Here is a 13,371-nt window from a genome sequence, read left to right on the forward strand (position 1 = left end):
GCTTCGCCCGCGGATTCAAATCCGCGTGGTCAGCCCACAGATTCCCAGCCCTCACACAAGAGCCTATTCCGTCGGAAGCCAAGTGGCATGAAATGGATGCCTCAGAGTCACATACCGCCCTTTGTATGCACGAAAGAAAGAGCCCTCCGAAGAACCGCCATCATCTTGTGATATAGGTCACAGCAGCCTTGAGGGGATAAGTCTAATATTCTTCAAGAAACAACAATTCCTCACGGCGATCCACAGGAGGTCCAATCATGGTCCCTGCCATTGAACCCGACCGCTCTTCCTCCGGTCGACCCGCCTATCTGGCCACAAAAAACATTCAATTTAATCGCATCCTGGTTGCAACCGACTTCTCCGCCCCAGCCGCGCAAGCATTAAAGACCGCGATCGCCATCGCCCGTACCTTCGACTCTGAGATCCTCCTCGTCCACGCCGCTCCACCTCAGGCCTACGGCACCGGAGCCGAGCCGCTTCCTCCGGACCTCCTTGCCGTCAACCTCGATCGCCTGAAGACTAAGTTGAACGAATGGATCGCCAACGAGGCGGAGCCCGGTGGTCTGTCGCTCAAGACCATCGTCGCCTACGGAATCGCTGTCGCTCTCGTCGAGCGCATCGCGAACGAGCAGAAAGCCGACCTGATCGTCGTCGGCTCGCACGGTGCGTCCGGAATCGAGCGGCTGACCCTCGGATCGGTCGCCGAAAATATCCTCCGCAAGATGTCCTGCCCCGTCCTCGTCATCGGACCGAACTGCAACACCCAAGACCACCCGTTAAGCTCCATCCTCTTCGCCACCGACCTCGAGACCACCGGCCTTCGTCCCGCACAATTCGCCTCCGCGCTGGCCGAGAGCGTGAACGGCCGGCTCACCCTCCTGCACGTCATCGAACCTCGCGACATCATTCCTCACGAAGATCTCCGTCCGGTCGAAAAGCAGATTAAACAGCAGCTCCTCAGCCTCGTTCCAGCCGACGCTGCCCTCTTCTGCTCTCCCAAAGTCCGTGTCGAATACGGCTCGCCCTCCAAGACCATCCCGGAGATCGCCCGGGCAGAGTCGGCCAACCTCATCGTCGTAGGCCTGCGCCACCGGTCTTCCCTGGCCAGCCATGCTCTCTGGTCGACCCTGTCACGGCTGATTCGCGAGTCAAGCTGCGGAGTCCTCGTCCTCCATGCTTACCTAGACTGACCTTTCAGTACAGAAATCTTAGGTGGCATAGCGAGTCAGGAGACCGTCAAAATAGGACAGGTCGCCTCCGCCAGTAGATCCAGAGTCAACCCTCGCTTGATGTGCGTCAGCCAGAAAGACGCCTTGCGAGCGCCCATCACAATCAGGTCTGCCTGAGTCCGCTCCGCGAGCCCAAGAATCGCCTCGGCCGCATCCCCTTGCTCAACCACACATTCGGGATTGCACCAGTCATAGGACCTCTCCGGAATCATCCGCTTCAAATCGGATTCAAACCTCTCATACAGGCTCTGATTCGCGTCAGGATGAGCCGAGACACCACGCACATGGCAGAAGTAAATCTTGGCGCCGCTGTCCTCCGCGAAGGAAAGAGCATAGATCGCCGCCTTTGCAGCCTGCGGCGAGAAATCGGTCGCAAAGAGAATCGTCTGAAAGCAAAGAGGATCAGCTTTGGGTGGCCTGGCATTCGGTCCGATCGTCAGGACCGGACACTGCGCATTCCGAATCAGCCGCTCCGCGGTCGATCCCAGAACCATCCGCTCCACCTCTGGCTTGGAGTGCATTCCCGCGACGATCAAATCGACCTTGTTCTCGTTCGCAACCTCCAACAGTCTTACGGAAGGCCGGTGTCCCTCCGGCAGGGTGGCGCGTGCAGTGACCCCAACGGAGAAGAAATCGCCTCGCAGACGCTCCAACCTCTCCGCACTCATGCGCCGCCGCTCATTTAAAGGCAGGCCAATGATCGCCTCTTCGTATGTACTGACTACAGAGGGATCAAAGACATGCACGATCTCGACAGTCGAAGCGAAGCGGTGAGCCAATGCCCGGGCATAGGCCGCAGCCTTCTCCGACGACACCGAGAAGTCTGTTGCAAACAGAATCTTCTCCACGGCAAGAGCAAGATAATCTCCGATTACGGGCATACCGCACCTCAGCCTTCGTGATGGAAGCGTCTCTTTGCTCCGTATCGCAACGATCCGCTCCTGCAAGAGTTGTACATCCACCCGTCGATCATGAAAGTGATGACCGTCACATCGTTCGCTCCGGCGCTGATCTTTCATGGTAAGAATGATAAGAAACTTGAGGTACGTTCTCGATACAGCTCCACGCTTCAGCCAGAAAAAGAGCAAGATATTGCCAGGAGAGGAGCGCACATGGAATCGTACGCAGAGTATTGGGTAACCAACCTGATACGTGGTTTTCTCGCGATTGTAGCCGGAGCGGGGGTCCTCTTCATCCCGGAGATGGCCTCGACCATCCTGCTTCTTCCTTTCGCCATCATTATCTCCATCCTGTGTCTGGCGGTATACGGAACCATCGACAGCGCCCTGATCCTCATCACCAGCTTCATGATCCCGTATGGACGCCCCGGCCGCGTCGCCCTCCGTCTCCAGGGCATCGGCGGAGCCATCATTGGCATCCTCCTATTCGTCTTGGTCTACGACCACTTCGACTTCCGCTGGTTCCTGTATCTGGCCGCCGCTCAAGCCGCAGGCACGGCCTTAGCGGAGTTCATCGTTGCCAGAGGCACCTCCGTGTATCACTCCTCGCCCTGGTGCTACGCCGCTGCCGCCATCGCCGCTGTCTCCGCGATCGTCCTGCCCTTCGGACGAGATCTAGCTCCCCACGAACTCGCCTGGCTCCTCTACGGCTACCTCGGACTCTTTGGCTTCAACCTCTTCGCCTTGTCCGCGAGAATGCTCTTCACAGAACGAAAGCGCCTCCAGGCACAAGCAAGCCTCGCATCAGGCAAAAGCATCTAAACCGCGTGGAGAAAAACATCGCTTCTCCAGAATGACTCACGGCGAATGACCCTCCCCGAAGGAGTAAGGAGACCCTGTGCGAGCTGCCCTTCTAAGAAAGCCCCGTCCCCTCACAGAAGATCCTTTGACGATCGAAGGCGTCCCCATGCCCGTCCCCGCTCCCGGCGAAGCCCTCCTCAAGGTCCGGGCCTGCGGCGTCTGTAGAACCGACCTGCACATCGCCGTAGGCGAGCTCCCCCAAAAACAAGAAACCTTGATCCCCGGGCATCAGATCGTCGCCGAGGTCGTCGAATCCCCCTCCGCAGACCTCCCCATCGGCACCCGCGTCGGCGTCTCCTGGATCGGCGGAACCGACGGCACCTGTCCCTACTGCCGCACCAACCGCGAAAACCTCTGCGACGCCCCAACCTTCACCGGCTACACCCACAACGGTGGCTTCGCCGAGTACACCACCGCCCGAACCGACTTCCTGCTTCCCCTCCCACCCGGTCTAAACGATGTCCTCGCCGCCCCGCTACTGTGCGCTGGCATCATTGGCTTTCGCAGCCTACGTGTCGCGGAGGTGCGCCCCGGTCAGCGAGTGGGACTCTTCGGCTTCGGCTCCTCCGCCCAACTCATGATCCGCGTCCTGCAAGCCTGGGACTGCCGCGTCTACGTCAGCACCCGCGGCGCATCCCACCAGAAGATCGCTCGCGACCTCGGAGCCGAATGGGTAGGCGAGGCAACCGACGTCCCTCCCGACCAGCTCGACTCCGCCATCACCTTCGCACCCGCCGGCGACGTCGTCATCGCCGCTCTTCGCTCCATCGCCAAGGGCGGCATCGTGGCGATCAACGCCATCCACCTCGATCGCATTCCGGAGTTCGACTACGACACCCTCCTCTGGGAGGAGCGCCAGCTTCGCAGCGTCGCCAACATGACCCGCCAGGACGGCCGTGACTTTCTCAGTGTCGCAGCAGAGATCAACCTGACGCCCGCCGTCCAGACCTTCCGCCTTGATCAGGTCAACCAGGCCATGCAAGCCATCGCCGCCGACAAAACCGACAGCTCCGCCGTCGTCCTTCCCTGACCGAAGTTACGTCGCCGCAGCTCCTATATCGTGAAGCGCCAGAAAGGACTTCAGCAGAATCCGTGGATTGTGATGCCCCTTATAGACTGCCGGAGCCTTACGCTTTAGCTCCAGCAGCGAGTACACCGCCATCTGCGCGGAGCGAACCGAATACTCCACCGTAAAAACCACATCGTCCGGCACCTCGCAGTATTGACCCACAAAGGCAAGATTCTTGGAACGCTCCGGGATCACCTCCGGGCGGTCCCCCTTCCCACGCCGCAAAAACTGGCTGGTGATAAAGGGCATCATGCAAGGAATGCAGGTGCAACTCGCAAGAATCCCCTCCGTCTCAGCCACGAACCCAAGGTGGCCCAGAATCTCCGTCATAATCTCCCGCCCCGTACACGCAGACATTGGTTTCCTCACGAAGTCTCCCGGCGTATCGACAGCCAGCCCATACCCCCAAAACACCTCGACATCCCCCGGCTGCCCGATAAAGTGCGGTTGATGTGGCAGCACAATGGACGCCAGCCAGCTCGACTCCGGAAACGTAATCAGCCCTCCCTCTCCCGGCACATTCCCCGTCAGACTTCGAATGAGGTCAAAGAAAGCACGGTCGTGCAACGTGGTGGTAAAAGATATCCACTTCGAATCCTCGATGTGATCCGCAAAGGTCCCCGGCTGACCGAACTGCGGTTGCCCAACCGCAATCTTCTCCCACAACGTCCACGCCCCACCATCCGCCTTGCCTTTCATCGCCGGCACGGAGTCCATCGATCCCAGACTCGAAGCCTCCGTCATCGACCCCAGCGTCACAATCACCTTGTCCTTGCGTCCTACATGGATGGAGTCAGGGCCTCCTGCTCGCTCCACCTCGATACGATCCACCGCGTAGCCCTCAAGATCATGGTTGAGATGCAAATCCGTCACCTTCGTCTCGTATTCGAACCTCACACCCCGCTCCTGCAACCATCGCTGCAGTGGCCGCACCATCGAATCGTACTGGTTATACAAGGTGCGCATAATCCCATGTAGCGTATTGAAGCCCGAAACCATATGCGTAAATCGCACCAGATAGCGCTTGAATTCCACCGCGCTGTGCCAGGGCTGAAACGCAAAGGTGGTGCACCACATGTACCAGAAGTCCGTCTTGAAGAACCCGGCATCGAACTGCTCCGCGATGCTGCTTCTTCCCAGCAACCCCTCCGGCTCGAGCATCAGCCGCTCGATCGTCAGGATGTGCACTTCGCTCAACCCCAGAGCCGGAGCTACAACCGGCCGCCCACCCCGTACCAGCCGCGCCTTGGACGAGGTCTTCATCGTCTCGTTCCACTCGAAGATCTCTTCCTTTACCGTCTTGCTTCCATCAAGAGTGGGGATCGACGAAAAAAGATCATACGTACAGAGATACTTACTCTCCAACATGCGCCCGCCCCGCATCACGTATCCGCCCTCCGGCGTCCCCGCGGCGTCCAAACTCCCGCCAAGCGTGCCAGACTCTTCAAGGACAGTAATGTTGGAGCCTGCAAGATTTCCATCGCGAATTAAGAAAGCAGCGGCCGCCAGCGAAGCGATTCCCCCGCCTACCAGGTACACCTTCGTATCGTTCTCAGCTCTCATCTCAGTCATCGGAATCTCTCTCTTCCACGCGGCGTTCTTGGCTCCTCGCCTCATGCAGGGATCACAGAACGCCTATCACCAAGGTAGCCCCTTCCAAACAGCGATGCCGTGACACAGATCACAAATCGAATGCATCTCCAATTGGAGAATATTCGCGGGTCACGCCTGAAATAGAACAGCCCGGCAAACCAGCCGGGCCGTTCCAATTCGATACACTCTCATCATGGGACTAAGAAGAAGCCTGCAGGAACGCATAAGCTGCCTTGGCCGATGCCATCTGCGACACCGGGAAAGGATCTTCCTGCTCCGAGAAGGCATGTTCGATCCCGGCCTTCTTTCCAGCGATAAAGATCGGCTTGTAGTCGATAAAACCCTGCCCCAGATTCATCCCCTTGGGCCGGTCGCTCAAGCTGACCGTCGCATGGTCCATCTTCTCGAACTCCTTCACATGAATCATCTTGAATCGGCCCGGATACTTCTTGAAGTACACAATCGGGTCCGCGCCTCCCGCACACATCCATCCACAGTCGATCTCGAACTTCACCAGCTCGTGATCCGTCTTGTTCACCAGGATGTCGTAGCCGTAGCTTCCGTCCGGCATCTTCTCGAACTCGTAGTTGTGGTTGTGATACGCGTACTGCAGCCCTGCCGCCTTCGCCTTCGCGCCGATCTCATTCATCTGCGCAGCCAGCTTGGTGAATCCCTCGAGTCCCAGCGGTGCCATCTCTGGCCGTGGTCCCGTCGCTCCCGCTGGCCGCCGTGGCATGTTCCCCGTAGCCAGACTGGAGCTCGTCGCATAGTGCGCTCCCAGCGTATGCGCCTGCTCGAAGACAGGTCCGAGATCTGGTGCATTCAGATTGAGGTGAGCACTCGGCACCTTCAGCCCGGCATCATCTAGAAGCTGCCGGAACTCCTTCACGCTGTACTTCCCAAAGCCCGCTGTCTCCACCTCGCGAAACCCGATGTCGTGGAGCTGCTTCAAGGTCCCTGGCGTGTCCTTCGGCAGGTCCTCGCGCACGGTGTACAACTGAATCCCCGGCGGGAGACCCATTGCCTCCCCCCATGCCATGCGAGGCAGTAAAGCACTGGTTGCGGCTGCTAAGCCGAGTTTGCTGGAATTAAGTAGAAATTCTCTACGGGTACGAAATCGCATGCCATTGCCCTCGTCCCAAAAATTCAGCGCTTGAATTAACCTGCTGCGCTTTGGGACGACAGTCTATCACTGCGGCAATGCGTTGGACCCGAGCGGCGCGTCGACCTCCGAGGCAGACAGACGAACCCGCCGCTCCTTCTCCGAAAATGTGAACAGGAAGAAGAGGAGCACCGCGGCGGAGACGATCGCTGAGAAGAGCCAGATCGATCTCCAGTCGTACGTCACTGCGCCCTGTGCGACCTTAAGCGTGTAGCGTTCGACCACAAACCCCGAGAGCCACGAGCCGACGAACATACCCAGCCCATAAGTAATGAAGGTGATCAGACCTTGCGCCGCTGCGCGAAGTCCCACATCCGCCTTCTGGTCGATATAGATCTGACCCGTTACAAAGAAGAAGTCATAGCAGATGCCGTGCAGCAGAATCCCGCCCCACAACATCCACATACCATCCGTGACGCCGCCAAAGGCGAAGAAAACATAGCGAAGCACCCACGCAGCCATGCCCGCGACCAGCATGTACTTCACACCCAGCCTGCGGAAGAACCACGGGATCAGCACCATGCACAGCAGCTCCGACATCTGCCCACCGGTCATCTTGCCGGCCGCATTCTGCACTCCCACCTGGTTCAGAAAGAGATTCGTAAAGGCGTAATAGAACTGCAGTGGAATGCAGATGAAGAACGAGGCAATCACAAAGATGAGCATGGACCGCTCCTTCAACAGAGCGATCGCCTCGCGCGGAAAGATGTTGCTCATCGAGAGACGATCGGTCCGGCTGCCCAGCGGCGGAGTCGGCGGCAGCGTAAGGCAGTAGATTGCCATCACCAGCGACGAGAGAGCCGCCAACTGCATCGGCTTCGAAGTAGCTTCAAGCTTCAGCGTCCCGATCAGCAGGCCCGCAATAATCCAGCCCAGCGACCCGAGCACCCGGATCGATCCAAACTCCGCCTTCGTATCCTGCATCTGCCGGAACGACAGTGAATTGGTAAGAGCCAGCGTCGGCATAAAGCAGAGACAGTACACCAGGATCAACGCGTAGAAGACGCCGAACGAAACCTGCGAGGAGGCAAAGAACAGCAGAGCGGCCCCCAGAAGATGAAGCAGGGCAAGCACCTTCTGCGTAGCGAACAGCCTGTCAGCGATGAGACCCACAAAGAACGGTGCAATGATCGCTCCCACCGACGTAGCTCCCGCCGCCAGGCCGATCTCCTGCCCCGTGAAGTGCAGCGGACCCGAGAGCCACGTACCCAGCGTCACATACCACGCTCCCCAGATGAAATACTCCAGGAACATCATCGCGCTGAGCCGTGTCCTCATCTGCAACTTCATCGAAGCCTCTTTCCCTACTGCACCGTCTGTTTACTGTTGCGTTGTTCTTTCCATCGCCACTACTGCCACAGGAAACGAGAGGTCAACCCTCACCTCTCGCTTCATTCAAAGCTTCAGACCCACCACAGGAAAACTACTTCCCGTAGATGGCTTCCTGCCGATTCGCCACTTGTTCAGAGCCCGAAGACACGTTCACCTCTTGCCAGACACCCCCAGCAGCATGGCTCTTCAGCATCGCCTCGATGATCACGCACGTCCGGTAAGCATCGGAAAAAGTGCAGACAGTAGCCGGCTTCTCCCCCGTCCGCACCCACTCGTACACATCCCCGATAACGTTCCGGAAGGCGTCGGCCCAGCTCTCCTGGTGCCCCGCTGGCAGGTGCGCATACTGCGTCGCACCTGGCAGCATCAGCGTCGGATCCTTCCCCATCACGGCGTTCGGCTGGTCGTGACGGCCGATCCACAGCTCGTTCTGGCGCTCCTGGTTCCAACGCACCGAACCCGTCCTTCCATTCAGCTCAATCTCCAAGCCGTTCTTATGCCCCGGCAGCACCTGCCCGACCGACAGACATCCCTTCGCGCCGTTATCGAACCGCACCAGAACGCTGGCAAGATCCTCGCTGCTCACCTCCACCGGAGTCCGCGCAACCGTCGTGTCCTTGCTAAAGGCCTCGGCCGAGCCGCCCGCCGAATACCGCGTCTTAACCACCGTAGTCAGATCCGCCAGCACCGCCGTAATCCTTGCACTGGAGATATGCTCCGCAAGATCGCACCAATGCGACCCAATGTCAGCCAGCGCCGAACTAACCCCGCCCTTCGTCGGATCGGAACGCCACGAGTACACCGTGTCGTCCGTCATCCAGTCCTGCAGATAGTGGCCATGAATAAAGAAGACCTTGCCGATCTCCTCTCTCTCCGTCATCAACCGCGCCTGCTGGACCAGCGGATTCCCACGGTAATTAAACGTGACCGCATTCACCACACCCGCCGCAGCCGCCGCATCGCGCAGCCGCTCGCCCTCCTTGGCCGTAATCGCCAGGGGCTTGTCGGAGATAACGTGCTTGCCTGCTTCGAGGATCGCCAGACTCACCGAAAGATGAAGATAGCTGGGCGTCGTATTGTGAATCACGCTGATATCAGGGTCCGCAATCAGCTCCTGATAGCTCCCGTAAGAGCGCGCCACGTTGAACAGCTTCGCCTTCTGCGCCGCTGAGGCGCTGCTGGAACCAGCGATCGCCACGACATCCACATATCCAAGCCTGCGCACCGCGTCGATATGATGCGGTGCAATAAAACCCGGACCTATGAGCCCCATCCCTATTCTCTTCACTTGCTGGCTCCTTCCAATCTCTCTCGCTGGCCTGCCAGCGCTACCCTCTTGCACTTGTGCGAAATCGCTTTCCGCTTGCAACGGCACTCACCCGAGGCTCACTCCCGAAATCTCAGAGAAAGCATCGTTTGAAACATTTCTAACTGTTTGTTAAACGCAAAAAGGAGGTCCGCATTCCATCCGTGAGCAACCTCCTTGTCCTTCAGAATCGAAGTATTTATAACATGCCAGCCAACAAATTGATGAGATAGAACCATCGGCGCGGAACAGAACCTCCGTTTGACTCACCTTCTGAGTAAAAAGGTTAAGAACCTAAGCCAAAGCCGTCTTCGCATAAGCCAGACACTTCAATATCTCCTTCTCGCTATCGGACCCCTCCGGCGGGGCATACTCCAGCTCAATCGTCGCCGGAAACTTGTAGCCTTCCTTCTTCATCAGCTGCAACGCCTCTTTAATAGGAGTATCCCCCTGCCCCCACGGCATATTGGCGCCGCCATTCTCCGGAAACTTGCGATCCTTCAAATGCATGCTGGTGATCCTGGCATGGTTCTTCTTGATGAACGCCAGCGCATCGTGGTTCCCTGCAGCCGTGTAGTGCCCGATATCCAGGTTGATGCCGTTATAAGGAGACTGCGACATCGCCTCATCCCAGGTCGTCGGCAGAGCCTGCGTATGCGCATGGTACCCGACCATAATCTTGTGCTTCTCCGCAAACTTCCCGATCTTGCCCGTCAACGCCGGCATATCGTCCGGCATCTCCATCGTTAGTTGATTCGCCCCCAGCGCCTTGGTCACGTTGAAGGCATAGTCATACTCCGCATCCGACGAGTCCATCGTCAGCTGCAGCTTGAACCCATAGATACTGATGCCTACGCCCTTGTACCACCTGCCAAACTCCTCAAACTTAGCCATCGGAGCAGACAGCCGCCACTTCGTCATCTCCTCGGCCCGTGCCTTCTGCGCCGCAATCTGCTCTGGCGTCGGCTTCGGACGCGGTCCCGCCGGACGCGGCCCACCACCAAACGGCGGAGTCTTTGGAGCCCCAGCCCACTCCTCCACCGGAGGCGCCTGAATCTCCGTAGCGTTGATCCCATCCCGCACCATGAACTCCAGCAGCGACTTCGCATCGTTCGGCATGCCGTGATAGCTGTAAGGCGTAATCACCCCAACCTGCACTCCGCCAAACTTAGAGTTCGGCTTCTCCGCCGCAAACAGCAGCCGAGGGTTGGAAAGCGCCGCTGCCGCAAGCGGAAGACTCGTCGCCGCGAGCCTCCCGAACTGCCGTCGTGAATAAGTCATGAAGCTCTCCTGAAGTTAGAAGGAATCGCCGAAATCAATTCAACCGGAAGGCGTACACCGAATCCCCGCCTCCCACCAGCACATACTGATGGCCATCCAGCATGTACGTCTCCGGCGCGTTCGTCACCCCTATCCGCGAGTGCCAGATAGGCGTACCAGTAGCCGCGTCATAGGCAATCAGATTGCCCCCCGGATCGCCTCCAAACAGCAACTTACCCGCCGTCGTCAACAACCCAGGCTGAACCCCATAGTTCGCCACCCCCGGAAAACGATGCTGCCAAGCCACCTTACCCGTCTTGTAGTCGATGGCGGTGACATAGCTCCCCATACTCCCCAGGCTCTGCTCATCCTTACCGCCCAAACCCATCGAACCACGCGGATCCGTCGTCGTAAGGTAGTACATCGCATAGCTGTCCGTCGTGGGAACATACATCAGACCCGTATCCGGACTATAAGCAGGCGGCATCCAGTTCGTAATCCCCTGGTTGCCCGGAGACACCAGCGCCCCGCCAAGATCGAAGTCCTTCGCCGGAATCCGCACCGGCGCACCGTTCTTGTCGTACGTATCCGCCGCCCAATTCACCGTCTTCGACATCTTGCCCGTAACCAGGCGCTCCCCCGTCAACCGATCCAGCGTAAAGAAGTACCCATTCCTCGCCCCCGAAAGCACCAGCTTCCGCGGCTTCCTGTTGAACACCCCATCCATCAAAATCGGAGTCTGCGCCGAGTCATAGTCATGCGTATCATGTGGAGAGTTCTGGTAGTACCACACCATCTTGCCCGTATCCACATTCACCGCCACAATCGAGCACGTATACAGATTCGCGCCCTGCCCGCGCTTCTGCGACGTATACGCCGCGCTCGGATTTCCCGTTCCGAAGATATAGAGATGCGTCTCCGGATCGTAAGACCCCGGCACCCAGACGTTCCCTCCGCCATGCGAAGCAGCGTCCAGATTCAGCCACGTATCCAGCCCTGGATCGCCCGCCTTCATCGGAACCGTATAGAAGCGCCACTGCACCTCACCCGTATCCGGGTCCATCGACTGCAGATACCCCGGCTCATCCAGGTCGTCGCCCGTCCCTACCAGCAGATGATTCCCCACCAAAATCGGAGCCATCGTCGAGAAGTACTGCTCCGCGAAGCTCGCAATCTCCTTGTGCCACTTCTCCTTGCCCGTCTTGGCATCCAGGCAGATCAGATAGTTATCCGGCGTCTCCATGTAGACCCAGGTCTTCCACATCGCCATCCCACGATTGCCGATGTGCGTGCCGCCCTTGGTCCTCCAGTAGTAGTGCCATATCTCGTGGCCATCGCGTGCATCCAGCGCCCACGCATTGTCCGGCGTCGAGACATACAGCACTCCATCGACCTGTAATATCGCTCCCTTGATATTCGCCGCCGTATTGAACTCCGCCTTGCCCTCTCCAGCCACGATCACCGGAGGAGTCCCCGGAGGCCCCTGCGGCCCCGCTTGCAGACGCGACACAAACGCCAGCGAAAGATCCTTCACTGTCTTCTGGTTGATCTGCGTCAACGTGCTATACCTGCGGCCCGAGTAATCCCCTGAGTAAGTCGGCCACGAGTCCGTGCTCGGCTTCAACAGTTCCGCCGGATCGAGGCTCTGGCCCATCGCAAATCCTGGTGCCAGTCCTAGAAGAGCTGCAACAAAGTACTTCAAAGTTCGCGTCATTTGAGAGTCACCAGATAGGCCGTTACGTCGTGAATGTCTTTGTCCTGGTACTTACCCAGGAGCTCCCTATGCGGCGCCAGCGGATCGTGGATCTCAACCTTAGGCACATCGCCCATCCGGCTGAACCCGCGAACCGTTCCATCCGCCTGCGTAAGCCCCACGAAGAAGTCGTCGATCCGGCCCATCACGCCGTTTACCTTCTCCCCTGTCGGCAGCGTCACAGTCACCGTCACCGGAGGCACATGCAATCCAGGCAACTGCGCTGCGGCGAAGCCACCCGGCCCACGGCCACCTCCCCCACCCGGCAGCAGCCACGTCTGCTGCAGCGTCTTCGGAGTCGGCATCTTCGCCGCAAAGCCCTTCAGATCCCCCGTCACCGAATGGCACGAAGCGCAGGTCTTCTGGAAGTAAGCCTCCCCGGCCTTGGCATCGCCCCTCACGATATTGATATTGTTCTCATTCGGATCAGTCCGGCTCGCCACCTTGAGGCTATGCAGCCACGACGAAACATCCGAGATCTGCGCATCTGTAAGCTCGATGCGCGGCATCCCCTTATCGACCCGCGACCCATGCACGATAGGGGCGATCAACTCACCCGCCGCATCCTGAAGCACCACACTCGATCGCAACAGATTGGGTCCCACCTCACCACCCGCCGCATCCGACCCATGACAGAACGCGCAGCTTACCCCATAGGTAGCCTTACCCCGGTCCAATATCTCCTGCGGAGCCTTGGGCCGATCCGGATAAGCCTGCTGCCGCTGTCCTCGCGGCGCAGCCGGATTTTGGGCCTGGGCGACGGAGCGCAACTGCAGCGCGCACCACACCCCCAGGATAAGAAACACAGCGGCTACGATTCCGCGCTTCACGTGGTTTGCCTCCAGAAAACTTTTATGGATGTCTCATTTAAAAGACAGGGCGAACTGAGAAATCAGTCCGCCCCATC

11 protein-coding genes are annotated in these 13,371 nt (G+C 58.7%); 3 read left to right on the top strand and 8 right to left on the bottom strand.

Annotated features, from left to right (window positions below; genetic code table 11):
- The first annotated feature begins 257 nt into the window (after positions 1 to 257).
- Complete coding sequence (locus HB393_RS16345; RefSeq protein WP_213806262.1) at positions 258 to 1,190, top strand: universal stress protein; 933 nt, start codon at positions 258 to 260, stop codon at positions 1,188 to 1,190.
- A gap of 35 nt (positions 1,191 to 1,225) precedes the next feature.
- Here the strand turns inward: HB393_RS16345 and HB393_RS16350 are convergent, their stop codons facing one another.
- On the bottom strand, positions 1,226 to 2,110 hold the full coding sequence (locus HB393_RS16350; protein WP_213806263.1) for a universal stress protein: 885 nt from the start codon (positions 2,108 to 2,110) through the stop codon (positions 1,226 to 1,228).
- Positions 2,111 to 2,341: 231 nt separating this feature from the next.
- Between HB393_RS16350 and HB393_RS16355 the strand changes: the two genes are divergently transcribed.
- Entirely contained in the window at positions 2,342 to 2,950 is a 609-nt protein-coding gene (locus HB393_RS16355) for a hypothetical protein (protein ID WP_213806264.1), read from the top strand.
- A 76-nt stretch (positions 2,951 to 3,026) separates the two neighbouring features.
- Positions 3,027 to 4,019: a zinc-binding alcohol dehydrogenase family protein gene (locus HB393_RS16360; RefSeq protein WP_213806265.1), complete on the top strand. Its 993-nt coding sequence runs from the start codon at positions 3,027 to 3,029 to the stop codon at positions 4,017 to 4,019.
- Positions 4,020 to 4,025: 6 nt separating this feature from the next.
- Here HB393_RS16360 and HB393_RS16365 read toward each other — a convergent pair whose 3' ends face one another.
- From HB393_RS16365 to HB393_RS16395, 7 genes are all read right to left on the bottom strand, one after another.
- Positions 4,026 to 5,630, bottom strand: coding sequence for an oleate hydratase (locus HB393_RS16365; protein ID WP_213806266.1), 1,605 nt, complete (start codon positions 5,628 to 5,630; stop codon positions 4,026 to 4,028).
- 220 nt (positions 5,631 to 5,850) lie between these two features.
- The gene (locus HB393_RS16370) at positions 5,851 to 6,774 is read right to left on the bottom strand and encodes a sugar phosphate isomerase/epimerase family protein (protein WP_213806267.1); all 924 of its coding nucleotides are present in this window, start codon (positions 6,772 to 6,774) and stop codon (positions 5,851 to 5,853) included.
- Between the two features lie 66 nt (positions 6,775 to 6,840).
- Positions 6,841 to 8,103: a nucleoside permease gene (locus HB393_RS16375; protein WP_213806268.1), complete on the bottom strand. Its 1,263-nt coding sequence runs from the start codon at positions 8,101 to 8,103 to the stop codon at positions 6,841 to 6,843.
- 133 nt (positions 8,104 to 8,236) lie between these two features.
- Positions 8,237 to 9,418, bottom strand: coding sequence for a Gfo/Idh/MocA family oxidoreductase (locus HB393_RS16380; RefSeq protein ID WP_218623999.1), 1,182 nt, complete (start codon positions 9,416 to 9,418; stop codon positions 8,237 to 8,239).
- 327 nt (positions 9,419 to 9,745) lie between these two features.
- Positions 9,746 to 10,732 carry a TIM barrel protein gene (locus HB393_RS16385; RefSeq protein ID WP_213806270.1) on the bottom strand — a complete coding sequence of 329 codons (987 nt, stop codon included), beginning with the start codon at positions 10,730 to 10,732 and terminating at the stop codon, positions 9,746 to 9,748.
- Between the two features lie 34 nt (positions 10,733 to 10,766).
- Positions 10,767 to 12,425, bottom strand: a complete 1,659-nt coding sequence (locus tag HB393_RS16390; RefSeq protein WP_213806271.1) for an acido-empty-quinoprotein group A — start codon at positions 12,423 to 12,425, stop codon at positions 10,767 to 10,769.
- Positions 12,422 to 13,294 carry a c-type cytochrome gene (locus HB393_RS16395; protein WP_345945250.1) on the bottom strand — a complete coding sequence of 291 codons (873 nt, stop codon included), beginning with the start codon at positions 13,292 to 13,294 and terminating at the stop codon, positions 12,422 to 12,424. The genes HB393_RS16390 and HB393_RS16395 overlap by 4 nt, the downstream gene beginning before the upstream one ends.
- Positions 13,295 to 13,371 lie beyond the last annotated feature (77 nt).

This window comes from Granulicella sp. dw_53, assembly GCF_018449545.1.
In the GTDB taxonomy this organism is placed as follows: domain Bacteria; phylum Acidobacteriota; class Terriglobia; order Terriglobales; family Acidobacteriaceae; genus Edaphobacter.

What these genes read in the sequence shown, in the direction of transcription:
- HB393_RS16380 (WP_218623999.1), bottom strand. Translation starts at nt 9,418, where the DNA reads ATGGGGCTCATAGGTCCGGGTTTTATTGCACCGCATCATATCGACGCG.
- HB393_RS16350 (WP_213806263.1), bottom strand. Translation starts at nt 2,110, where the DNA reads ATGCCCGTAATCGGAGATTATCTTGCTCTTGCCGTGGAGAAGATTCTG.
- HB393_RS16355 (WP_213806264.1), top strand. Translation starts at nt 2,342, where the DNA reads ATGGAATCGTACGCAGAGTATTGGGTAACCAACCTGATACGTGGTTTT.
- HB393_RS16385 (WP_213806270.1), bottom strand. Translation starts at nt 10,732, where the DNA reads ATGACTTATTCACGACGGCAGTTCGGGAGGCTCGCGGCGACGAGTCTT.
- HB393_RS16345 (WP_213806262.1), top strand. Translation starts at nt 258, where the DNA reads ATGGTCCCTGCCATTGAACCCGACCGCTCTTCCTCCGGTCGACCCGCC.
- HB393_RS16370 (WP_213806267.1), bottom strand. Translation starts at nt 6,774, where the DNA reads ATGCGATTTCGTACCCGTAGAGAATTTCTACTTAATTCCAGCAAACTC.
- HB393_RS16365 (WP_213806266.1), bottom strand. Translation starts at nt 5,630, where the DNA reads ATGACTGAGATGAGAGCTGAGAACGATACGAAGGTGTACCTGGTAGGC.
- HB393_RS16390 (WP_213806271.1), bottom strand. Translation starts at nt 12,425, where the DNA reads ATGACGCGAACTTTGAAGTACTTTGTTGCAGCTCTTCTAGGACTGGCA.
- HB393_RS16375 (WP_213806268.1), bottom strand. Translation starts at nt 8,103, where the DNA reads ATGAAGTTGCAGATGAGGACACGGCTCAGCGCGATGATGTTCCTGGAG.